The sequence below is a fragment of the Moraxella sp. genome, assembly GCF_030525845.1.
GTDB lineage: Bacteria > Pseudomonadota > Gammaproteobacteria > Pseudomonadales > Moraxellaceae > Moraxella.
Genome location: NZ_JAUNDY010000002.1, coordinates 104,361 through 125,726 on the forward strand (window position 1 = coordinate 104,361; position 21,366 = coordinate 125,726).

Below are 21,366 nucleotides of genomic sequence, written 5' to 3' on the forward strand. Positions count from 1 at the left end.
ATTTTTTCCCAAATCCCAAAAAATATGCTAAACTATCTAAGTTTACATTTGTATAATTTATAAGGAAACCCTATGAGCCAAGCTGTCAATCAAGTTTGGGAAAGTGTCAAACTCGCTCGCCATGCCGACCGTCCGTTATTTTTGGATTATGTGAGTGGGCTGTTTACCGAGTTTGACGAACTGCATGGCGACCGTGCTTTTGCTGATGACCGTGCCATTTTGGGTGGGCTTGCTCGTTTTGATGGCAAACCTGTCATGGTCATCGGTCAGCATCGTGGGCGTAGCACTCGTGAACGCATTACCCACAACTTTGGTATGGCAAGCCCTGAGGGCTATCGCAAAGTCATTCGTCTGGTTCAGATGGCGGAGCGTTTTGGCTTGCCTGTGCTGACCTTTATTGACACACCGGGGGCATATCCGGGGGTGGGAGCAGAGGAGCGTGGGCAGGCAGAAGCGATTGCCAAAGCGATTGCGGTGTTTAGCAGTCTAAATACCCCCATCATCGCCACCGTCATTGGCGAGGGTGGTTCTGGTGGGGCGTTAGCCATTGGCGTGGCAGATAAGGTAAATATGCTCCAAAACAGCATTTATTCGGTCATCTCGCCTGAGGGCTGTGCCTCTATCCTGTGGAAAACTGCCGAAAAAGCCCCCGAAGCCTCCGAAGCCTTAAAATTATCCGCTGACAATCTACACGCACTTGGCTTGATTGATGAAGTGGTGGACGAGGGTCAAGGTGGACATATTGAGCCTAATGTTGTCATGGGAAACCTTAAAACCTTGCTTTTGGAGCAACTTGGCGAGCTTGAAATGCTGGGTAAAAATGAACTTTTATCAGGGCGTTATGAGCGTTTGATGAAATTTAATTCGAGTGTGTCTTTGGCATAACCTACCATGATTAATGGCATAAAAGGCATGACCAGTATCGTGGTTGTGCCTTTTGTTTGTGTTAAAATATCCATTTTTATTTTTGCCAATCATGTCATTATCCAAGCCCATACCGCCGATGATTGATGGGGTATCCCCCAGCCGTCTTTATTTGGAAAAGTTAAGCCATCAGCCAGATAGCTTATTTGTGTTTTTGTGTGAAAAATTCCCCCATATCACACCTGATGAGTGGCGAGGTCGGTTTGGGTTTGGGCAGGTTTTAGATGAGGATTTGACTAGGCTTGATGTGAATGCACGGTATGTGGCAGGGCGTACGATTTATTATTATCGCTTTTTGGCAGATGAAATTGTTGTGCCGTTTGAACATCATGTACTGTTTGAAAATGATGAGTTTATGGTGGTGGATAAGCCTCATTTTTTGGCGATAACCCCAACGGGCGAATACGTCCAGCAGACGCTACTTACCAGACTAAAAGCTGGTACAAATAATCCCGATCTGTCGCCCATTCATCGCTTGGATAGAGAGACCGCAGGGCTAATCATGATTAGCAAAAATCCTGCCACACGCCATCTGTATCAGGCGTTGTTCGCACATCACGCCATTTGTAAGGTTTATCATGCCATTTGCATTGCTAAAAATCCCCCTGCTTCGCTAGATGTTTCGCTACATTTGGAGCGTGGCGAGCCATTTTATACCATGCAAGTATGCCCTCACAAGCCTGCCAACACCCACACAAGCATGTATTTGATGGATAAACATGAGGGTTTAGCAAAGTATGAACTCTATCCCACGACAGGCAAGCTTCATCAGCTAAGGGTTCATCTGGCTCATCTGGGTATGCCCATACGCCATGACCCTTATTATCCTTGTGTTTGCCATAAACCAAAAGGCGATTTTACTCAGCCTTTGCAGCTACTTGCCAAGCGACTATCATTTATAGACCCTCTGACAGCCCATCGATGGGAATTTGAATCAGAGCGTGAATTGATGTTTTAGCTCAATAAAACCGCCAAATTGACTCAGACATACCGCACAAAAAATGGTAAAATAAGTCATCTTTGATAATTATTAGGATAATCCCATGACCACTCTCACCGCCGACCAAGTCCTTTTTGAAAAAGCCAAACGCCATATCCCAGGGGGCGTAAACTCCCCTGTCCGTGCCTTTACAGGTGTGGGTGGTACGCCTGTGTTTGTAAGTCGTGCAAAAGGTGCGTACATTTATGACACCGAAAATCGCCCCTATATTGACTATGTCGGCTCGTGGGGACCGATGATTTTGGGACACGCTCACGATGGTGTGATAAATGCGGTCAAACAAGCGGCTGATGACGGTTTGTCCTTTGGTTGCCCCACGCCTTTTGAGACGACAATGGCGGATTTGATTTGTGATTTATTGCCCCACGTTGAGATGATTCGTATGGTTTCATCAGGCACGGAGGCGACAATGAGTGCCATTCGTCTGGCTCGGGGCTATACAGGACGCGACAAAGTCGTCAAATTTGAAGGTTGTTATCACGGTCATTCCGACAGCCTCTTGGTCAAGGCAGGCTCTGGAATGCTAGACATTGGCGAACCAACCTCAAAGGGCGTGCCAGCCGACTTTGCCAAGCATACCATCACTTTGCCTTATAATGACATAGAGGCTTTGAAGGCTGCCTTTGAAAAATTTGGCGGTGAGCTTGCCTGCGTGATTTTAGAACCCATCGCAGGCAATATGAATATGATTATTCCGACCAAAGAATTTCATCAAACGCTTCGCCAATTATGCACCGATTATGGCGTGGTTTTGATTTTTGATGAGGTAATGACAGGCTTTCGTGTGGGTTTAAAGGGAGCAAGCCACCATTTTGGCATACAGCCTGATTTGACCACCTTTGGCAAAATCATTGGGGCGGGCTTGCCTGTCGGGGCGTTTGGTGGTAAGCGTGAGATTATGTCGCACATTGCCCCACTGGGCGGGGTGTATCAAGCAGGTACGCTGTCGGGCAATCCTTTGGCAATGCGAGCAGGCAAAGCGATGTTTGAAGAACTCATTAAGCCTAATTTTTATCAAGATTTAACCGCCAAAACCGAATATCTATTAAAAGGTTTACAAGAAAAAGCGGATAAACACGGCATTGCCTTTACCACTTGCTTTGTCGGTGGTATGTTTGGCTTGTTTTTTAGCGAAAATTTACCGCAAAACTTTAATGATGTGGCAAATAGTGATAATAAAAAGTTTGTGCAATTTTTCCACGCAATGCTAAAACAAGGTGTGTATCTTGCCCCCAGTGCCTTTGAAGCGTCCTTTATGAGTTCGGCTCATAGTTATGAAGATTTGGATAAGACGATAGAATGTGCGGATAGGGCGTTTGGGCAGTTGGTATAGAGTTGATTTTTGCAAAAAGATAACCATATAAGGCAAATTGTATTTTTAATAAACAACCCTTTGCCAATCGGCAATTTGGAACAACAATGTTAGCAAAAATTGTAAGTGGTGTATTTGGCACCAAAAACGAGCGTGAACTAAAACGTATGCGTAAGGTTGTGGACAAGATTAACGCTCTTGAGCCCACCATCTCTGCCTTATCTGATGATGAACTTCATCAAAAAACAGAAGAATTTAAGGCACGCCACCAAAAAGGCGAGAGTCTTGATAAGCTCCTGCCAGAGGCTTTTGCGGTGTGCCGTGAAGCCTCAAAACGTGTCAATGGCATGCGTCATTATGATGTTCAGCTCATTGGTGGTATGACCCTGCACGAAGGCAAAATCGCCGAGATGAAAACAGGCGAGGGTAAGACCTTGATGGCGACGTTGGCGATTTATCTCAATGCCATCAGCGGTAAAGGCGTGCATGTTGTTACGGTCAATGACTACTTGGCGGGTCGTGATGCCGAACTAAACCGCCCCTTATTTAGCTTTTTGGGGCTTTCGGTAGGCGTGATTTATAGTCAGCAGCCCCCTGATGAGAAGTTTGATGCTTATCGTGCTGACATCACTTATGGCACCAACAACGAATACGGTTTTGATTATCTGCGTGATAACATGGTGTTTAGCAAAGATGAGAAAAAACAGCGTCCGCTCAATTACTGTATCATTGACGAGATTGACTCCATTCTCATTGACGAAGCTCGTACACCGCTCATCATCTCAGGACAGACGGAGGATTCGGCTCATCTGTACGCTCTTATCAACAATATCGTGCCACGCCTAACCAAATCAGACAATGAAGAAGATAACAAAAACAACGTAGCGGGTGATTTTTGGATTGACGAGAAAAACCGAGCCATCGAGATTAGCGAAAAAGGCTACGAAAAAATCGAAAAATTCCTTGTGGAAGTGGGTGAGCTTGGCGAAAAAGAAAGTCTGTATAGTCCAGCTCGTCTGCCCTTGCTCGCTCATGTTCAGGCTGCCATTCGAGCTCATCATTTATTCATCAAAAACGTACATTACATCATCTCTGAGGATAACGAGATTGTGATTGTTGATGAAAACACAGGTCGTACCATGCCAGGCAGACGTTGGAGTGAGGGTCTGCACCAAGCGGTCGAAGCCAAAGAGGGCGTAGAAATCCAGCCTGAAAACCAAACGATGGCAACCACTACCTTCCAAAACTACTTCCGTCTTTATGATAAATTATCAGGCATGACGGGGACGGCAGACACCGAAGCGGCAGAGTTTAAATCTACTTATGACCTTGATATTGTGATTATTCCGACGCATCGCCCCATTGCTCGTGTGGATTTAAACGACCAGATTTTCCTAAGTAAGCTGGGTAAATATCAAGGCATTATTCGTGAGATTAAGCAAATTACTGCCAAAGGAGCTCCTGTACTGGTTGGTACAGCAACCATTGAAGCAAGTGAGGAGCTGTCTTATTTACTTGACCAAGCGGGTATTAGCCACAATGTCCTAAACGCCAAACAGCACGAAAAAGAAGCCCAAATCATTGCCCAAGCAGGTAGACCTGCCACCGTTACCATTGCCACCAACATGGCAGGGCGTGGTACGGACATCATTTTGGGAGGGAACTGGCAAGCTGAGGTGGGCAATATTCACGAGCTATCAGAAGATGAAAAATTGCGTCTGCACAATGAATGGCAAAAGCGTAATGAGGCTGTTAAGCAAGCGGGTGGCTTGCACATCATCGGCTCAGAACGCCATGAATCACGCCGTATCGATAACCAACTTCGTGGGCGTGCAGGACGACAAGGCGACCCTGGTCAATCACGCTTTTTCTTGTCATTAGAAGATGACCTGATGCGAATTTTTGCAGGCGAGCGTGTGATTAGTATGATGCGTGCAATGGGTCTAAAAGAAGACGAGGCGATTGAGCATAAAATGGTCTCTCGCTCCATCGAAAACGCACAAGGCAAGGTCGAGGCACGAGACTTTGACGCTCGTAAACAGCTGTTAAAGTATGATGATGTCGCCAATGAACAGCGTAAAGTGATTTATACTCAGCGTGATGATTTGCTAGAAGATATTGACCTACAAGAATCCATCAAGGCCATGCACCACGAGGTATATAACGCACTCATCACACAGTTTGTGCCTGTGGGCTCGGTTGATGACCAGTGGAACATCGATGGGCTAGAAGATGAAATCGAAGATGCGTTTGGGTATTATATGCCGATTAACGATTGGCTAGATGCCGACCGCCGTCTAGACGAAGAGGGGCTTCGTGCTAAGATTGTGGATTTCGCCATTCGTCATTATGAGGATAAGCGTGCACAGATGGGTGAGGCGAACGCCAGTCGTTTGGAGCGAGACTTTATGCTTCGTAACCTTGACCGTCATTGGAAAGAGCATCTGACCCAAATGGATCAGCTTCGCAAAGGCATTCATCTGCGTAGCTACGCCCAAAAGAACCCCGAACAAGAATACAAACGTGAATCCTTTGAGCTATTTCAGTCTATGCTGGGGGCGATTAAATCAGACGTGGTGCAAGATTTGGCGAGGGTGCATATCCCAACACCAGAGGAAATCGCTCAAATGGAGGAAATGCGTCGTCGTCAAGCTGAGATGATGAGGCTCAACTTTGAGCATAATGCGATGAATTTGGAGGGGGAAATAGAGACCCAACAAGAGCAACGCCCCCACCAAAGCATTCAGCGTATTACCCTTACCTTGGGGGGTGCATCACAAGCACCTTCATCTGATGAAGTGTCTACACACAGCGATGAGGCGAGCGATGGGGTAGATGAGGTTTTTGTTCCAGCAAATATTAACCGTAACGCCCCTTGTCCATGTGGTAGCGGACTAAAATACAAGCAATGTCACGGCAAATTATAAATCTTTTTTTCATGCCAAAACAAAAACCCTTGATGATTCAAGGGTTTTTTTGTGCGAAAGGGAATTATTCACTTGTGACACGGTACATCTCTTGGATACTGGTCGTGCCTTGTAGTACTTTCATGATGCCCGAACGACGCAAATCACGGAAGCCGTATTTTAGTGCTTCATCTTTGATTTGGATGGCGTTACCATCTTCCATGATGATGCGGGAGATACTGGGGTAGATTTTTAAAACTTCATAAATACCCACACGCCCCTTATAGCCCTCACGACATTCAGAGCAACCCACCGCCTCGTAGATGACGTTGTCAGGGTTTGCCAAATCCTCTTCGGTAAAGCCCATTTCTAACAGGCTAGGCTTTGGAATGTTGGTGGGGCGTTTGCAATGCTTGCACAGACGGCGAGCCAGACGCTGGGCGATTACCAAGTTTACAGAGGTTGCGATGTTAAAGCTTGCCACGCCCATGTTACGCAGACGAGTGAGTGTCTCTGGGGCAGAGTTGGTGTGCAGGGTGGAGAGTACCATGTGACCTGTTTGGGCGGCTTTGATGGCAATCTCAGCAGTCTCTAAGTCACGAATCTCACCGACCATGACCACGTCAGGGTCTTGACGAAGGAAGGCTTTTAGGGCGGATGCAAACGTAAGACCAACTTTGGGGTTAACGTTAACTTGGTTGATGCCCTCCAAGTTAATCTCCACAGGGTCTTCGGCGGTAGAGATATTGGTTTCTGGGGTATTTAGAATGTTAAGACCTGTATAAAGTGAAACCGTTTTACCAGAACCTGTCGGACCTGTGATGAGGAGCATGCCTTGTGGCTTGTCAAGGGCTTCTAAGAACAGCTCTTTTTGGTCAGGCTCATAACCTAGTGCGTCAATACCCAGCATGGCAGATGAGGGGTCAAGAATACGCAGTACGAGCTTTTCGCCAAAGAGGGTTGGACAGGAGTTCACACGAAAGTCGATGGCTTTGGTTTTAGAAAGTTTAAGTTTGATACGACCGTCTTGGGGGGCACGGCGTTCGGAGATGTCCATTTGCGACATGACTTTAAGACGAGCGGCGATTTTACCAGCAAGCTGAATGGGTGGACGGCTGATGACCTGCAACACACCATCGACACGGAAACGCACACGGTAGGCTTTTTCATAAGGTTCAAAGTGCAAGTCCGATGCCCCCATGCGAATGGCGTCAAGGAGCATTTTATTGACGAATTTGACCACAGGAGCGTCTTCGCCTGAGGTTTCACTGACATCGATGCCTGTACCGCCATCTTCATCATCGCTACCACCACCGTCCATGTCTGATGAAAAATCAATGTTGCCAAAATCCCCTAGGGCATCGCCACCTGAGAATACACGTTCGATGGTTTTTTTGAGTTTGTCTTCTTCAACCACCACCGTCTCGACCGTGAGTTTGGTATTAAAGGCAATGGCATCGATGGCATCTAGGCGAGTGGGATCGCTCATGCCCAAAAACAGGCGGTTGCCACGTTGGAATAAAGGTAGTACGCCGTATTGGTTGATGATTTTTTCGTCCACCAGCTCTTTTGGGACGTTGTCTTGGGCAAGAGCATCTAGGTCAAATAAGGGGTCGCCAAACTCGTGCGAGAGCAGGCTGGCAATTTTTTTGGCTGGGGCGATTTTATTTTCAACCAAATAGGGTACGATGGCGATGTTTTGTTGTTGGGATTCGGCTAGGGCTTTGGTCATTGCCTCTGGCGTAACCACTTCATTGGACACCAAAATGTGTGCCAAACCGCCAAAATTCGGAGTGGACATAGTAATTTCCTAAGTTGTCGCCAAATGCTGTTTGGTTGTTAAAATTTAACCCTCACAAACTGGCGTAAAATACACATGATTAACGGTTATTTTACTGCAAAATTAGAAAATTTGCTTCTGTTTTTATTTAAAATTTTACCCAAAGGGCAAAGTTTTGGGGTTATTTGGAGGAAGGAGTGGTGTATTGTAACTTTATTTGTGCTGGTGCTGATTTTTTTTGGGAGTTTTAGTATAATAATCGTTTGGATTTGTTGTTTAAGGGTGTCCTTATGCATAAAAAATACGTCATTGGCAACTGGAAGTTAAATCCTGCCACCCAAAAAGACGCTCATGCGTTAGCACAAGACTTGCAGAAATTTACCAAACAAAGTGCAAATGCTACCGTGCAGGTGGGTTGTACACCCAGTTTTGTGCATTTACATCAAGTCGCCCAAATCCTAAGCGACAGCCCCCTTTGGGTGGGTGTACAAGATGTGAGTGCATTTGGGGCAACAGGGGCATTTACAGGCGATGTATCAGCAGTGCAAGTGGCGGATTTGGGGGCAAAATTTACTCTCATCGGTCATAGCGAACGCCGCCAATATCATGGCGAGACGGACGAGATTTTAACCGCTAAAATTACCAATGCCTTTAATACCAATCTATCCGTCATTTATTGTATCGGCGAAACCAAAGACGAGTACGAGCGTGGCGACACCGAGCAAGTTTTAGAGGCACAGCTGGCACTCTTAGGGCAATTTGCCAAAGACATCGAGGATACGCCATTTGCCAAACTCATCATCGCCTATGAGCCTGTGTGGGCGATTGGTACAGGGCTAACCCCCACTTTGAACGAAATTGAAAAAATCCACACACACATCAAACATTACCTACACACCCAATTTGGTGTCAATTTGCCCATACTTTATGGCGGTAGCGTTAATGACAAAAACGCCTCAGAATTTGCCAAATCTACTGTGATTGATGGTGTGTTGGTCGGCGGTGCAAGCTTGAAAATTGATAGTTTTGCCACCATCATTGATGCATTTTCTTAATTTTAAAATAACGAGCAAATCATGTTTACATTTATTTTAGCCATTCACATCATCGTTGCCATCGCTTTATCTGGGCTGATTTTGATTCAGCATGGCAAAGGGGCGGACGCAGGGGCGAGCTTTGGCTCTGGGGCGGCAGGCACGGTGTTTGGTGCGTCAGGCTCGGCCAATTTTCTAACTCGTACCACCGCAATACTGGCGACCATCTTTTTTTGTACCAGTTTGGCATTAGGTTATCACGCCCAACAACAAGCCAAAGACCAGCTTCGTCTTGATGTGCCAGCCGAGACGTCACAGCCGTGATGTATTGATTGATGATGAATTTACCCACCAATGACAGCTCGTTGGTGGGTTTGTTTTAGGGGTTTGGCGAGGATTTGGGTGGCTTTGGCTCGATGATGATGGGTAGCACCAGCCCACGAGCGAACTTCTCCTCAAAAACATAATCAAACTTGTCCGCCACTACCTTATCGGTGGTATAAATGACAAGACTCATGTCCGCTCCATCGGTCAGTTGATGACCAAGATATTCTGCGTTTTGGAGTTGGTCGAGGATTTTGCCTAGTGCCTCAGGGCTTGCCATGCCGACCACGATGCTGTGCTGTGCCTCGATGTCGCTGATGTGATAGGCGTTGGCGTAGTTTTTGACCGCTAAGGAGTCAAGAGCGATGGGGTAGGCATAATCTGCCACATCTGCACGCTCAACACCAGTATGCAGGTGCGTCCAATCGATTTGGATTTTGCCATCGGCAGTGTAGATGGGGTTTATCTCTGGGGTGTCATCACCCATGCCCTCTGCGTCCAGCTCATCAAGTAGGGTGCTTAGGTCGTGTGGGTCTTGGGCAGGCAAGTCGTCCGCTACGTTGGGGGCGGTGGAAGTGGTGGGGTCTTTAAAATTATGCCTACTTGCCTCTTTGTCGCATGCACTACACGCAAGGACTGTTAGCATGATGAATAAAGGTAATTTCATAAATCACTGCCTGTCTGATTCTTGATTTTTTAAAAAGTTTAAAAATTTCTTTAAATTAACACGGAACAAAAACGGCATGCCAAACCATGCAATCATCGCCAAAAACAAACTCATATAAAATGCCATACTCTGCCCACCAAGATGCATGATGAGGGCAAATAACAGCAATCCCACCCCCACCAAAAGTATCATGGTAAGAATACTCCCATCAATGATACGGTACCGACCCAAGATGAACGCATGATATAGGCTAATAGGCATGGAGAGACCGATGAGTAAGTAGGGCAGATAATGAAACGCCCAATAAATAAGCGTATTATCTTTAAAATTTGCCATGCTCGCCAGCGTACCAAACACACAAAAACACACCACTGCCGTCAAACCAAGACGGACGCTTATCACAGACAGCGTAATGGCAGAGGAGATGATGGCGATGATACGCTCATTGGTGGAAGTCATGTTAATCCTTGTGGCTGTCGTGGTAGTTTGTGATGTGGCGAGCAAATTGGGGTGAATGAAAATAGCCATCGATGAGCAGGCAAGCACTGATGTCATCGATGGGGTCGCTCTCATGCTTTATCCAGCCATTATCAAGGGCGATGGTGCGTGCATGGGCGGAGGAGAGGCGTTCATCATACATAAATACGGACGCAGACGAGCGTCTCTCGCCAAGTCGGTGCGATAGACGGCGGGCGAATTTGGCGGCACGCTTTGAGAGCATGGAGTCTGTGCCGTCCATGTTTAGGGGTAAGCCCACCAGCACGATGTCAATTTTCCATGTCTCGATGATACCCAAAAGATTATCCCAGTCAGGTTGTCCGTTATTCATGGCAAGAATGTCAAAGGGGCGTGCGTCCGCTGTGATGCTGTTGCCGATTGCCATGCCCATTTTTTTGACGCCATAATCTAAGGCGAGAATCAGTGTGGTTTTTGTCATGAGTTATCCTAACTGCCTACCTTTACGCAAAGCCTGTGTGAGTGGTAAATTTTTGTTTATCAATGCCAAGTTTTCGGTAGGCAAGACCTAGTTTGTCTTTATTGTCTGCCCCAAATAAAATTTGCAAATCGGCAGGGCAAACCAGCCAATCATGTTCGCCCACTTCTGTATCAAGTTGTCCTTTGCCCCAACTGCAAAAGCCCATGCACAGCATGAAGTGGGGCAGTTCATCACGAGAGATGGCGGTCAAGATGTCCTTACTGGTGGTAATGCAGACGTTTTCGCCCACCAAAAACGATGAGATGAAATCAGGTAATCCTGTATGTAGCACAAACCCTGCCTCAGGACGTATGAAGCCACCATGCATGGCAGGGGTGTTCATGGCTTTTTGACTGACAGGCAAATCCATTTCGTGAAGCACTCCACCCACAGAGGCACTAAGTGGCATATTGACGATAAAACCCCACGCTCCGTCTGCGTTATGGCGACAGACATAAATGAGCGTGTCAAAAAACCGCTCATCTGGCATGGATTCGCTGGGCAATAAAAAATGATGGGCTAGATTTAGAGGCTTTTTCAAATTAACTCACTTATGATGGGTTTTGGTTAATGTCTGCCAAGAGGCTTTTGACATGAGCTTTGGTGGCATCTGTGATATTGACACCGCCTGACATGCGTGCCAGTTCGTTGATTTGCTCATCGCCTGTGATGATGGATAGATGGCTGGTGGTTTGTTCGTCATGTTCTTTGTAGACCAAGATATGACGATGAGCGGCGGCGGCAACCTGAGCTTGGTGTGTGATGGCAAGAAGCTGTTGGTTGTCCCCTAAACTTCGCAAAAGCTCGCCAACAATCTGGGCTGTGCCACCGCTGATACCGACATCAATTTCATCAAAAATGAGCGTAGGGCGAGCGTTTTGGCGACCTGCACTCATGACTTGCATGATAAGTGCCATGCGTGATAACTCGCCACCTGAGGCGATTTTGTGGAGGGGTTGCATGGGCATGCCGACATTGGCACTAAATAACAATGCGATGTCAAGCAGTCCGTTAGCGTCGTACTGCTTGGGGTCTTTTTGATGAAATTCAAAAACACAGCTGGCATTTGGCAGGGCAAGCGTGGCAAGTCTTTGGGCGAGTTCTTCGGCAATCTTTGGGGCGGCAGCCTCCCTTTGCTTGTGTAGCTCGGTGGCGGTGTCGAGGTAGGTTTGCCATGCCTCTTCCACCTGCTTGTCCATGACTTGTGTGTCTGGCATATTTTCTAGTTTGTCGAGTTCTTGTTGCCAGCTTTGGGCGTGGGCGATAAGCTCATCGGTGGTGGTTTGGTGTTTTTTGGCGAGGCGGTGAGCAAGACTCATGAGGGAGTTTAGTTCATCGAGTCTTTCTTGGTCGGGTAGTGATTGCTCGGCGTAATCAATAAGCTGTGCCACAACCTCATCAACCTGCTCGATGGCAGAGGTCAAAAGTTCGCTACATTCGGCAAATACTCTACTTTTATCGGCGAGGTTATCGCAGATTTTTAGGCTATGCCCCAGTAGTGATGAAACGCTAATCTCGTCATTATCAAGTTTTTGGGCGGCATGAAAAGCTGACTGCATGAGGTGCTCGATGTTGGATAGTTCATCGTATTCTTGTTCGATTTGACCGATATCAACTGATAGCAGTGGCTCAATTTCGCTAAGACGTGCCGATAAAAGGGCGATGCGGTCAGCACGTTGGGCTAGGGTGGCATGTATTTCATCGGCTTGTTTTTTAAGTTGTCCATAAGCATAAAAGCTGTCTTTGGCGGCTTGTTTTTGGGGGTGTAGCTCTGCAACAGTATCTAGCCAATCGATGACAAATTGTGGCTTTAAAAGCTCCAACCCTGCGTGTTGTGAATGGATATTTACCAGAATATTACCCAGAGATTTTAGCTCGCTGATGCTGGCAGGTACGCCATTAATCCATGATTTTGAGCGGCCATTGCTACTGATTTTACGGCGAATGAGCAAGGTGTCCTCTTCAAGCTCTCTGTCATGGGCGACAAACCACGCACCAACTTCTGCGTTATCAGCGATGTCAAATTCACCAAAAATACTCGCCTCGCTCTCGCCAAAACGCACAAGTTTTGCGTCAGCTTTTTCGCCAACACACAAGGATAAAGCGTCCAAAATCAAGGACTTGCCAGCTCCTGTCTCGCCTGTGATGACATTAAAACGTTCGTCAAAGTTGATTTCGTGATGTTTTATTAGGGCTAGGTTATCTAAGGTTAGGGCAACGAGCATGAAAATTCCGCAATCACATGATTAAAGAATTATTATAGCATTTTGAGGGATTTTAAAAAACAAAAAAATCAGTAGAGCATGACATGCTCTACTGACTAGGATTAATGGTCGTTATTTTACCCTAGCTCGATATTTGACGACTGCCGTGCCACCAAGCCCCAACTCCTCTACCGTCCAGCGAAGTGCCTTGTATTGAGATAGCGGCAACTCTTGGACCTGACCGCCGATATTGGCACGAAGAGGCATGCGTCCAAAACGGCTATTATCCACGCTCGCCCAAGCGATGCTGGGCGTGATACCACCAATAAGTTCCAACCTATCAGAAATACCAAGCGTAACGTCCATTGAGCGTACTCGCTGACCGCTGTTATTGGTAAACAACCCTTGATATTCTAGCACATCGCCAGACTTAATGGCGGTGGTAGCACTCACAGGGACAAGCGTCTCTTGCATGCCGATGTTTTGGACGATAAAGGCGTGAACGACACTATGAATGCCTGTGCCACTTTGTCCAACTGGGGAGACAGCTTGACTGAGGGTGGGGCTTAGAGTTGGCACGCTCTGGGGGGTTTGCACCGCCAAAGATGGGGCTGGCGTGGTGCTTTGAAGTGGGTTTTGGATAGGGATATTTTGGGGGGTAGCCACCACAATACGTTTGGGGGCATTGGCAGGGTTTGCAGTGTAGCTAATCTCCTCGCTGTCAGCAGGCGTGGGGAGTACGGCATGAGCGGTGGAAGATAAGGCAGCCAATGACAATAGGGTAAAACCAAAAACAGTACGATGATGCATAATATTCCTTACAATTAATCAATGTTATATGATAAGCTTGGGTTTGGTGCGGTTATCATATCACGAAAAAAACTTACTTGCGTTAAGGGTGCGTTTATTTATGGTAAATTTATTTATTTGACACATAAAAATTCCCAATCTGGCATGACTGGGAATTTGTATGGCATATGCTTAATAGGTGTCGTCTGTCTCCACAATGGTAATACCCTGCTCGCTGGGTTTTTCGTTTGGTGTTTTGTCTTTTGGTTCGTCTTTGGTGCTAGGCTGTGGCTCAGGTTCGGGTTTTGGTTTGGGTTCAGCCTTTGGCTCGTTCTTAGGTTCGGATTTGGGTTTTTGGGTTTCGGCGGTGTCAGCTTTGACACTCTTAGGCTTGGTATCCTTGGCTTCTTTATCCTTAACTTCTTTAACAGCGTCTTTGGTGGTATCTTTGACCTCTTTGGTTTTATCGCCTTTTTCGGTACTAGCTTCGCCTACCTGTGGAATAGAAGGTAGTTGCACAGGGCGAATCTGAACGTTCGGTGCTGGCACGATGTCGCTAGATTCTTTGCCAATGTTGGCACTTTCTCGTTTGGCATCGGCTTTGGTTTGTTTATTTAGGGAGCGAGAAGCCGTTGCCATTGTGCCAGACGCCAAAGCAAGAATGGGCGTACCCTCATCAATGCTAAGAGCTTCGCCGTCCGTCTGGAATTTAAAGTTACCCACCAGTCTGCTACCACCCATGAGGCTGATGTCGTTTTCGACCGCTTGGTCTTCTAAGTTTGGCAAGCCTGCACTGGCAAATGTCTTATTGGCGGCACGGATTTCTTGGTCTGGGAGTACGATATGAAGCTGTGCGTGGCACTCGCCATCTGCCTCGCTGAGGTTTTGTAGGTCAATCTCGATGTTTGAGAGGCGTGCTTTTAGTTGTTGGTTTAGTTCGCTGGCGGTGTTCTCGCCTAAGGTGCGTACGGCAGATTGATAAAGTTCGTTACGTACAAGGCTAACCACACGGTTTTTTAGACCAACATCATCACAGGTAATGGGCGGACGCTCCATCACTTCTGGGATAGCCACTTCGATGTCGGCTGCTGCCTGAGGTTCAACATTGTCTTTTTTGGTGCAACCCACCATAGTACCCAAAGCAAGTGTGATGGTTGATGCGTATAATAAGTGCGAAAAAGCTGGTTTCATAGATATCTCGTTAAAAGCGGTGCAATTTTACTCTAAACAATCGCCCCACAATACAAAATTGATAAAAAATAAGATACAATAAGCACAGGACGTAACTTGCTATTATACCACGCCAAAAGAATTTGCCAAATGAATTTATGTATTAGCATTGTGGAGCAAGCGATGTTTTTGAGCAATTAACTGACCACAGAGCAAGACCATGACCTGCCACGACGACCGTAATTTTGATGACATTGCCGACCATTTTGCCAAAAAAGTCTATGGCGGACTAAAAGGACAAATCCGTCTTGCTGTACTACAAAGAGATTTGCAGGCACACCTACCCAACCAATCCTTAACGGTGCTAGATGTGGGGGCAGGACTGGCTCAGATTAGTTTGGATTTGGCACATCGTCATCGTGTCGTTATCAGCGACATCTCCCAAAATATGATAGACAAAGCCAAAAAATGTGCCCAAGAAAAAGGGGTAGACCCGACTTTCATCGTCTCGCCCTACCAAGAGCTACCAGCACATCTGCACACCCAAAAATTTGACGTGATTTTGTGTCATGCCGTACTAGAATGGCTAGCCTCTCCTGAGGAAATCATGGTGTTTTTTGATGAATATCTGTCAGAGGGTGGGCTGATTTCTTTGTGTTTTTACAATCCAATTAGTCTGATTTATCGCAATCTTATCATGGGAAATTTTTATCAGCTCATGCACCCAAAACCTGCCGACAAAGGCAGTCTCACCCCAAACAACCCCGTCTCCTACGATACGGTGGCAGGCTGGTTGGCTACTAGGGGTTATGACATCGTATGCACCTCTGGGATACGGGTGTTTTCTGATTATGCCCCCCTAAAACGTGGCGGACTAACCAACGCAGAGGCGGTGATTGAGATGGAGCTTAAATATTCACAAATGTACCCCTTTTGGCAGATGGGGCGGTATTTACATGTCTTGGCAAAAAAACGGAGCTAAGATAAAATGATAGACCATCAAGAAACACTAAGCCCTGTTTACAGCTTTCGTCAGTCAGCCCCTTATATCAATACCCATCGAGGCAAGACATTTGTGATTGCCTTTGGTGGGCGTGCCATCACGCATGCTAATTTCGCCACGCTTATTCATGATATTGCCCTACTTCACAGCGTGGGTATTCGCTTGGTGTTGGTCTATGGCTCACGCCCTCAGATTGATGAGGTGCTACACAAAAACGCCATCGCCACCCAATTTCATCAAGGAGTGCGTATCACGCCCCATCACGCCATGCCCCACATCTTGTCAGCGGTCGGCACAAACCGACTTTATATCGAGTCTGAGCTATCCAAGGGGCTTGCCAACTCGCCGTTATTTGGGGCAAAAATCTCGGTCATCTCGGGTAATTTTGTCAATGCCAAACCCTTTGGGGTGCGTGATGGCGTGGATTTTGGCTTGGCAGGCGAGGTACGTAAGATTGACAAAGACGCCATCAATCACAATCTTACTCAAAATCACATTGTCCTGCTCGGCTCGCTGGGCTTTTCCGCCACTGGGGAGATTTTTAATTTAGAAACCCGCCAAATTGCCAGCCAAACCGCTATTACACTTAGGGCGGATAAGCTCATCTTTTTAGATGGTGAAATGGGACTGATGGACGAAAACGGCAATCTTATCCGTGAGCTAAACACACGCACCGCCACGCAATTTGCAAATAATGCCAAAGTCGCCTGTGCCTTGCATGCCTGCACGCACGGAGTTAATCGTGTACATCTACTCAGCTACGCCAAAGACGGTGCGATGATTGAGGAGCTTTTTACCACCGATGGTAGCGGCACGATGATTAGCCAAAATGACTATGACCACATCAGAGGGGCGATGGCACGTGATGTGATTGGAATCATGCAAATCATCAAGCCCCTAGAAGAGCAAGGCATTCTCATTAGCAGAAGTCGTGAAAGACTCGAAGAGAGCATTGAGGATTTTAGTGTGATGGAGCGTGATGGACAGATTATCGGCTGTGTGGCACTACATATCCTAGATGAGGATAGTGCAGAGCTTGCCAGCGTTGCCATTCATGCAGATTATCAGCGTGGCGAACGTGGCGAGAGTTTATTAAAATTTGTGGAGCAAAAAGCCAAACAACTTGGCAAAAAACGCCTGTTTGCCCTAACCACACGCACTTTGCATTGGTTTATTGAGCATGGATTTAGTGAAACTTCCCCTAAGAGCCTGCCGCCAGAGCGTTATCAGGCGTGGCATAATGGACGAAATTCTAAGGTGTTAGTTAAGGCGTTGTGAGTTTGGATTTTAAATAAAAATAGCCAAAAATCACCAACTATGCTACCATAAGTCAATCCAAAAACATAAATTTACGCCATGAATTACAAACACGCCTATCACGCTGGCAACTTTGCCGATGTCGCCAAGCACATTTTATTATTGCAACTGCTCGCCCAATTTAGTGCCAAAGCCAAGCCCTTTTATGTGCTGGACGCTTATGGTGGGCGTGGGCTGTATTCGCTAGACAGCGATGAGGCAACCAAAACAGGCGAGGCGGACAAGGGCATTCGTGCCTTAGAAAATGCCAAGCTAACCACCCCCCCCAAAGCCATCGCCCAGTATTTGCTTGACCTTGATACTGCTAGGAAAACCTACGACAAGCACGTCTATCCAGGGTCGCCTTGGTGGATTGCCAATCATGCCCTGCACCATTGCCCAGACGCTCCCTTGCGAGCCGAAGCCTTTGAAGCGGTGGCGGACGAATATGACGCCCTAAATTATCAGCTTTATCAACTTCCCATTGGCATTCATCACCGCAACGCTTTTGAAGGTGTGCCTGCTGTGTTGCCCCCCAAAGAAAAACGGGGCATTATCCTGCTTGACCCGCCTTTTGAACAAGAACACAAAGATTTTAGCCGTTTGGTGGATTTACTCGTGGCAAGCCACAAAAAATTTGCCACAGGTACGTTTGTACTTTGGTATCCGATTAAAAACATCGATGCGGTAGAGCTGTTTTACAAAAAAATGAAACGCACCGAAATTCGCCGTCAGCTGGTTTGTGAATTAAACCTATACCCCAATGACGTGGCGGTGGGCATGAATGGCACGGGGCTACACATCATTAACCCCCCTTGGCAATTTGGCGAACACGCCAAAGCCATTTTGCAAACACTTGCCCCAATCCTAAAACCTGCGGACGCTCCTGCCATGAGCCTTGATGACATGGCGGTGGTCAAATGGCTGGTGGGCGAGTGATGTTTTTGTAAGGATAAACGGATGAAAAAATTTGCGTTATTGCTCGCTGTTTTGACAACCTTAACCGCTTGCCAATCAGCCAGCCAACAAATCGGCTCAGCACCAACCCAATCAGTACCGTCAGACTTTGCCCGATTGGTCGCCGATGAGATGCTTGGGTTTGCCATTGGTATGGCACAAGGCGACTCACAAAAACCCTTAAATTCTGACTATGTGGCGTGCGTCAAACAGCCTCATCCCCAATTACAACAACTGGCACAAAGGCTAGTAAGTCAAGAATTTAACCAAGACGAAATCGCTTTATTGGGTGAAACTTTTGTTTATTTGAAAGACAACAAAACCCCCACCGACCCCACCTTGCAAGCCAAAGTTAAGCAAGCTGAGTCGTTAATGACATCGCCAAAAATGCAAAATGTGCTTGCCACGCTTGTGGGCATGGGGGGCGACAAACAACTTGGCGATGAGATACATAGCCACGTCCACGCTCGTCTAAGTGCTTGCGTCAAAAATACAAATGGTTAATCATGACACAAACTCAACTTCCAAAAGACCCAGACGACCACGATGGCATTACCTTTGAGGTCGTTGAAACCGAACAGGACGGCGACCAAAAAAAAGTCAGTCGTGGCGTGTATCTTGTCCCCAATCTCATCACAACGGCGTCCATGTTGTCAGCATTTTTTTCAATTGTTGCCAGTAGCGAGGGGCGATTTGATAAGGCGTGTTTGGCGATTTTTATTTCGGCACTCCTAGACGGCATGGACGGACGAGCAGCTCGCCTATTGAACGCCCAAAGCCCCTTTGGCGAACAGCTTGACAGCTTGGCTGATTGCATTGCCTTTGGGCTTGCTCCTGCGGTGCTGGTTTATCATTTTGCCTTGCATGAGCTTGGGCGGATTGGGCTTGCTTGTGCTTTTGTGTTTAGTGCGTGTGCGGCGTTTCGTTTGGCACGTTTTAACGTCCAAATTGGCACAGTGGACAAAAAATACTTTATCGGTGTGGCAAGCCCCCTTGCTGCCATTCTTATTACATCTGCGGTCATGGTTGCCAAAGACCATGCCAATTTTGCCCCTCATGTGCTTGCACTTATTTTGGCGGTATGGACAGTAATTTGTGGGCTTTTGATGGTAAGCAATATCAAATATTACAGCTTCAAAGAATTTGACCGCCAAAAAGTCCCCTTTGTCGCCTTGATTATCGGCGTGCTTATCATGGGAGTCATGCTCTATGACATTCCTGTGGGCTTGCTGGCGATTGGGGTGATTTATGCGTTGTCAGGATTTTGGACAACCCTACAAGCCAAAAAATCTTGATTTTGCTTTTAAAATTTCATCAATCATGCCTTCGCCAAATTCCGCCATTTCCCAATTTTTACAAGCCACTCGCCCACGCACTTATCCCATCGCCATCGCCAGCCTAGCAGTCAGCCAAAGTTTGGCGTACCGCTCGCTTGGTGGCTTTGGGATGACAAATTGGGTGCTTGCTTTTTTGATGATTTATACGGCTTTGTCCTTACAAATTTTATCTAATCTTGCCAATGATTACGGCGATGGCGTGCGTGGCACAGACAGCCTGCGTCATGCCGACAGTCCTGCTCGCTTGGTGGGTAGTGGAGCGGTGTCTTTTGGGCGGTTTCGTGCGTGGTTATTGGTGTGGCTTGTGCAGACGATGGCGGTAGGTAGTGTGCTGATTTGGCTAAGTCCGCTGACCTTTGGGCAAGTTGTGCTGTTTTTTGGTTTGGGGGCGGTGTCTATTTTGGGGGCGTTGGGCTACACGATGGGTAGGCGTCCTTATGGCTATCATGCACTTGGCGAAGTGGCAGTGTTGATATTTTTTGGTTATGTGGCGGTTTTGGGCGGGTATTATTTGCAGGTGGGTCGGGTGGATATCGCTCAAAACTTCATCATTGCCACAGGGGTGGGACTACTGTCGGCGTGCGTGATGTACATCAATAACTTGCGAGACGTCAAGACGGATAAACTTTCTGGCAAAATGACGTTGGCGGTCGTACTTGGTCGCTACCGTATAGCGGGATATTTGGGACTTTTGTCTGTTGCTGTGCTGTGCTATTTTGTGCATTTTTATCGTAGTGGTGGCGTGGGTGCTTGGCAGATGGTGGGCTTGTTGCCCTTGTTTTGGCATATTTATCAAGTAGTGCGTGATAGGAGCGACCCTGTCAGGCTTGGTAAGCAACTTAAAACCATCATGGCACTTGTTGTTATGTTTAATTGGCTTGCAATATAAAATCCACCAACGCCCCAAAATCATCAAACACCCCATCTGGATTGCTCTGACTAATGGGTGTGCCATAATTATAGCCATAAGTGAGTGCTAGCGTACGCATGCCAGCGTCTTGCCCTGCCTTGATGTCATTGACAGAATCGCCGACCATCACAGCACAAGAAGTGTCGACATGTAGCGTTTGACAAATGTGTAGCAGGGGCATGGGGTCTGGTTTTTTGGTGGGTAAACTATCGCCACCAATGACGCAGGAAAACATGTCCGTCCAACCCATACCATCTAGGATTTTTGGCAAAAATTGAGTAGGCTTATTGGTGCAAAGTGTCAATGTCAAGCCAGCCTCCATGAGACGGTGCAAGCCCTCTGTTACACCCTCATATTCAACCGTTTTGCTGGTAGCGTTGGCATATTTTGCCAAAAAAACCTCGTGGGCTTCATCGAGTTGATCGGCGGAAATATCTGCCCACGCCATCGCACGCTCTACCAGTTTTACCGAGCCATTACCCACCCAGCCTCGCACACGCTCCACGCCAGAGGCAGGCTTATTAAAATGAGCAAGCATGCCATCAACACCATCTGCCAAATCAAAAACGCTATCAATGAGCGTGCCGTCCAAATCAAAAATAATCAGCGTAGGCTTGCAAAAAGCGGTCATGAGCATGTCCTAAGGGTAAAATATGATGAAATTTTACCAAAAAGTGCGTAACATGACACCAAAAATCACAAAAATTTGGGCTTGATTGTAACAATTTATGTAAAATTTCCTAAAATCCCACAAAAAACCCCCACATCACACCCCAA

General features: G+C 46.9%; 21 protein-coding genes. 12 read left to right on the forward strand and 9 right to left on the reverse strand.

Annotated features, from left to right (window positions below):
• Positions 1-72 precede the first annotated feature (72 nt).
• The 4 genes from Q4B79_RS01460 to secA all read left to right on the forward strand — a co-directional run bounded on the left by Q4B79_RS01460 (position 73) and on the right by secA (position 6,163).
• Positions 73-885, forward strand: coding sequence for an acetyl-CoA carboxylase carboxyltransferase subunit alpha (locus Q4B79_RS01460; protein WP_303084649.1), 813 nt, complete (start codon positions 73-75; stop codon positions 883-885).
• 91 nt (positions 886-976) lie between these two features.
• Positions 977-1,882, forward strand: coding sequence for a pseudouridine synthase (locus Q4B79_RS01465; protein ID WP_303084650.1), 906 nt, complete (start codon positions 977-979; stop codon positions 1,880-1,882).
• Positions 1,883-1,967: 85 nt separating this feature from the next.
• Complete coding sequence (gene hemL / locus Q4B79_RS01470; protein ID WP_303084651.1) at positions 1,968-3,257, forward strand: glutamate-1-semialdehyde 2,1-aminomutase; 1,290 nt, start codon at positions 1,968-1,970, stop codon at positions 3,255-3,257.
• An 86-nt stretch (positions 3,258-3,343) separates the two neighbouring features.
• On the forward strand, positions 3,344-6,163 hold the full coding sequence (secA, locus tag Q4B79_RS01475) for a preprotein translocase subunit SecA (RefSeq protein WP_303084652.1): 2,820 nt from the start codon (positions 3,344-3,346) through the stop codon (positions 6,161-6,163).
• Positions 6,164-6,227: 64 nt separating this feature from the next.
• Here secA and pilB read toward each other — a convergent pair whose 3' ends face one another.
• On the reverse strand, positions 6,228-7,943 hold the full coding sequence (gene pilB / locus Q4B79_RS01480; protein ID WP_303084653.1) for a type IV-A pilus assembly ATPase PilB: 1,716 nt from the start codon (positions 7,941-7,943) through the stop codon (positions 6,228-6,230).
• A gap of 269 nt (positions 7,944-8,212) precedes the next feature.
• Between pilB and tpiA the strand changes: the two genes are divergently transcribed.
• Together tpiA and secG are read left to right on the forward strand one after the other, a co-directional pair.
• Entirely contained in the window at positions 8,213-8,977 is a 765-nt protein-coding gene (tpiA, locus tag Q4B79_RS01485; protein WP_303084654.1) for a triose-phosphate isomerase, read from the forward strand.
• A 21-nt stretch (positions 8,978-8,998) separates the two neighbouring features.
• Entirely contained in the window at positions 8,999-9,280 is a 282-nt protein-coding gene (gene secG, locus Q4B79_RS01490) for a preprotein translocase subunit SecG (RefSeq protein ID WP_303084655.1), read from the forward strand.
• Positions 9,281-9,335: 55 nt separating this feature from the next.
• On the opposite strand, the gene Q4B79_RS01495 is transcribed toward secG, so the two are convergent.
• The 7 genes from Q4B79_RS01495 to Q4B79_RS01525 all read right to left on the reverse strand — a co-directional run bounded on the left by Q4B79_RS01495 (position 9,336) and on the right by Q4B79_RS01525 (position 15,107).
• On the reverse strand, positions 9,336-9,947 hold the full coding sequence (locus Q4B79_RS01495; RefSeq protein ID WP_303084656.1) for a hypothetical protein: 612 nt from the start codon (positions 9,945-9,947) through the stop codon (positions 9,336-9,338).
• 3 nt (positions 9,948-9,950) lie between these two features.
• Entirely contained in the window at positions 9,951-10,406 is a 456-nt protein-coding gene (locus tag Q4B79_RS01500) for a hypothetical protein (protein ID WP_303084657.1), read from the reverse strand.
• A gap of 1 nt (position 10,407) precedes the next feature.
• Positions 10,408-10,884: a Holliday junction resolvase RuvX gene (gene ruvX, locus Q4B79_RS01505; RefSeq protein WP_303084658.1), complete on the reverse strand. Its 477-nt coding sequence runs from the start codon at positions 10,882-10,884 to the stop codon at positions 10,408-10,410.
• Between the two features lie 22 nt (positions 10,885-10,906).
• The gene (locus Q4B79_RS01510) at positions 10,907-11,464 is read right to left on the reverse strand and encodes a YqgE/AlgH family protein (protein ID WP_303084659.1); all 558 of its coding nucleotides are present in this window, start codon (positions 11,462-11,464) and stop codon (positions 10,907-10,909) included.
• A 10-nt stretch (positions 11,465-11,474) separates the two neighbouring features.
• The gene (recN, locus tag Q4B79_RS01515; RefSeq protein WP_303084660.1) at positions 11,475-13,148 is read right to left on the reverse strand and encodes a DNA repair protein RecN; all 1,674 of its coding nucleotides are present in this window, start codon (positions 13,146-13,148) and stop codon (positions 11,475-11,477) included.
• Positions 13,149-13,259: 111 nt separating this feature from the next.
• Positions 13,260-13,937 carry a hypothetical protein gene (locus tag Q4B79_RS01520; RefSeq protein ID WP_303084661.1) on the reverse strand — a complete coding sequence of 226 codons (678 nt, stop codon included), beginning with the start codon at positions 13,935-13,937 and terminating at the stop codon, positions 13,260-13,262.
• Between the two features lie 171 nt (positions 13,938-14,108).
• The gene (locus tag Q4B79_RS01525; protein ID WP_303084662.1) at positions 14,109-15,107 is read right to left on the reverse strand and encodes a hypothetical protein; all 999 of its coding nucleotides are present in this window, start codon (positions 15,105-15,107) and stop codon (positions 14,109-14,111) included.
• Positions 15,108-15,306: 199 nt separating this feature from the next.
• Between Q4B79_RS01525 and Q4B79_RS01530 the strand changes: the two genes are divergently transcribed.
• From Q4B79_RS01530 to menA, 6 genes are all read left to right on the forward strand, one after another.
• Positions 15,307-16,068 (forward strand): methyltransferase domain-containing protein, encoded by a 762-nt coding sequence (locus tag Q4B79_RS01530; protein WP_303084663.1) that lies wholly within the window; start codon positions 15,307-15,309, stop codon positions 16,066-16,068.
• A 6-nt stretch (positions 16,069-16,074) separates the two neighbouring features.
• Complete coding sequence (gene argA / locus Q4B79_RS01535; RefSeq protein ID WP_303084664.1) at positions 16,075-17,367, forward strand: amino-acid N-acetyltransferase; 1,293 nt, start codon at positions 16,075-16,077, stop codon at positions 17,365-17,367.
• 78 nt (positions 17,368-17,445) lie between these two features.
• Positions 17,446-18,324, forward strand: coding sequence for a 23S rRNA (adenine(2030)-N(6))-methyltransferase RlmJ (locus Q4B79_RS01540; RefSeq protein WP_303084665.1), 879 nt, complete (start codon positions 17,446-17,448; stop codon positions 18,322-18,324).
• A gap of 21 nt (positions 18,325-18,345) precedes the next feature.
• Complete coding sequence (locus tag Q4B79_RS01545) at positions 18,346-18,846, forward strand: hypothetical protein (RefSeq protein WP_303084666.1); 501 nt, start codon at positions 18,346-18,348, stop codon at positions 18,844-18,846.
• Positions 18,847-18,848: 2 nt separating this feature from the next.
• Complete coding sequence (pssA, locus tag Q4B79_RS01550; RefSeq protein WP_303084667.1) at positions 18,849-19,637, forward strand: CDP-diacylglycerol--serine O-phosphatidyltransferase; 789 nt, start codon at positions 18,849-18,851, stop codon at positions 19,635-19,637.
• Positions 19,591-20,568, forward strand: a complete 978-nt coding sequence (gene menA, locus Q4B79_RS01555; RefSeq protein WP_303084668.1) for a 1,4-dihydroxy-2-naphthoate octaprenyltransferase — start codon at positions 19,591-19,593, stop codon at positions 20,566-20,568. Before pssA ends, menA begins: the two co-directional genes overlap by 47 nt.
• Here menA and Q4B79_RS01560 read toward each other — a convergent pair.
• Complete coding sequence (locus Q4B79_RS01560) at positions 20,549-21,220, reverse strand: phosphoglycolate phosphatase (protein ID WP_303084669.1); 672 nt, start codon at positions 21,218-21,220, stop codon at positions 20,549-20,551. The two genes, menA and Q4B79_RS01560, sit on opposite strands and share 20 nt — an antisense overlap.
• Positions 21,221-21,366 lie beyond the last annotated feature (146 nt).

What these genes read in the sequence shown, in the direction of transcription:
- Q4B79_RS01460 (WP_303084649.1), top strand. Translation starts at nt 73, where the DNA reads ATGAGCCAAGCTGTCAATCAAGTTTGGGAAAGTGTCAAACTCGCTCGC.
- Q4B79_RS01465 (WP_303084650.1), top strand. Translation starts at nt 977, where the DNA reads ATGTCATTATCCAAGCCCATACCGCCGATGATTGATGGGGTATCCCCC.
- hemL (WP_303084651.1), top strand. Translation starts at nt 1,968, where the DNA reads ATGACCACTCTCACCGCCGACCAAGTCCTTTTTGAAAAAGCCAAACGC.
- secA (WP_303084652.1), top strand. Translation starts at nt 3,344, where the DNA reads ATGTTAGCAAAAATTGTAAGTGGTGTATTTGGCACCAAAAACGAGCGT.
- pilB (WP_303084653.1), bottom strand. Translation starts at nt 7,943, where the DNA reads ATGTCCACTCCGAATTTTGGCGGTTTGGCACACATTTTGGTGTCCAAT.
- tpiA (WP_303084654.1), top strand. Translation starts at nt 8,213, where the DNA reads ATGCATAAAAAATACGTCATTGGCAACTGGAAGTTAAATCCTGCCACC.
- secG (WP_303084655.1), top strand. Translation starts at nt 8,999, where the DNA reads ATGTTTACATTTATTTTAGCCATTCACATCATCGTTGCCATCGCTTTA.
- Q4B79_RS01495 (WP_303084656.1), bottom strand. Translation starts at nt 9,947, where the DNA reads ATGAAATTACCTTTATTCATCATGCTAACAGTCCTTGCGTGTAGTGCA.
- Q4B79_RS01500 (WP_303084657.1), bottom strand. Translation starts at nt 10,406, where the DNA reads ATGACTTCCACCAATGAGCGTATCATCGCCATCATCTCCTCTGCCATT.
- ruvX (WP_303084658.1), bottom strand. Translation starts at nt 10,884, where the DNA reads ATGACAAAAACCACACTGATTCTCGCCTTAGATTATGGCGTCAAAAAA.
- recN (WP_303084660.1), bottom strand. Translation starts at nt 13,148, where the DNA reads ATGCTCGTTGCCCTAACCTTAGATAACCTAGCCCTAATAAAACATCAC.
- Q4B79_RS01520 (WP_303084661.1), bottom strand. Translation starts at nt 13,937, where the DNA reads ATGCATCATCGTACTGTTTTTGGTTTTACCCTATTGTCATTGGCTGCC.
- Q4B79_RS01525 (WP_303084662.1), bottom strand. Translation starts at nt 15,107, where the DNA reads ATGAAACCAGCTTTTTCGCACTTATTATACGCATCAACCATCACACTT.
- Q4B79_RS01530 (WP_303084663.1), top strand. Translation starts at nt 15,307, where the DNA reads ATGACCTGCCACGACGACCGTAATTTTGATGACATTGCCGACCATTTT.
- argA (WP_303084664.1), top strand. Translation starts at nt 16,075, where the DNA reads ATGATAGACCATCAAGAAACACTAAGCCCTGTTTACAGCTTTCGTCAG.
- Q4B79_RS01540 (WP_303084665.1), top strand. Translation starts at nt 17,446, where the DNA reads ATGAATTACAAACACGCCTATCACGCTGGCAACTTTGCCGATGTCGCC.
- Q4B79_RS01545 (WP_303084666.1), top strand. Translation starts at nt 18,346, where the DNA reads ATGAAAAAATTTGCGTTATTGCTCGCTGTTTTGACAACCTTAACCGCT.
- pssA (WP_303084667.1), top strand. Translation starts at nt 18,849, where the DNA reads ATGACACAAACTCAACTTCCAAAAGACCCAGACGACCACGATGGCATT.
- menA (WP_303084668.1), top strand. Translation starts at nt 19,591, where the DNA reads ATGCGTTGTCAGGATTTTGGACAACCCTACAAGCCAAAAAATCTTGAT.
- Q4B79_RS01560 (WP_303084669.1), bottom strand. Translation starts at nt 21,220, where the DNA reads ATGACCGCTTTTTGCAAGCCTACGCTGATTATTTTTGATTTGGACGGC.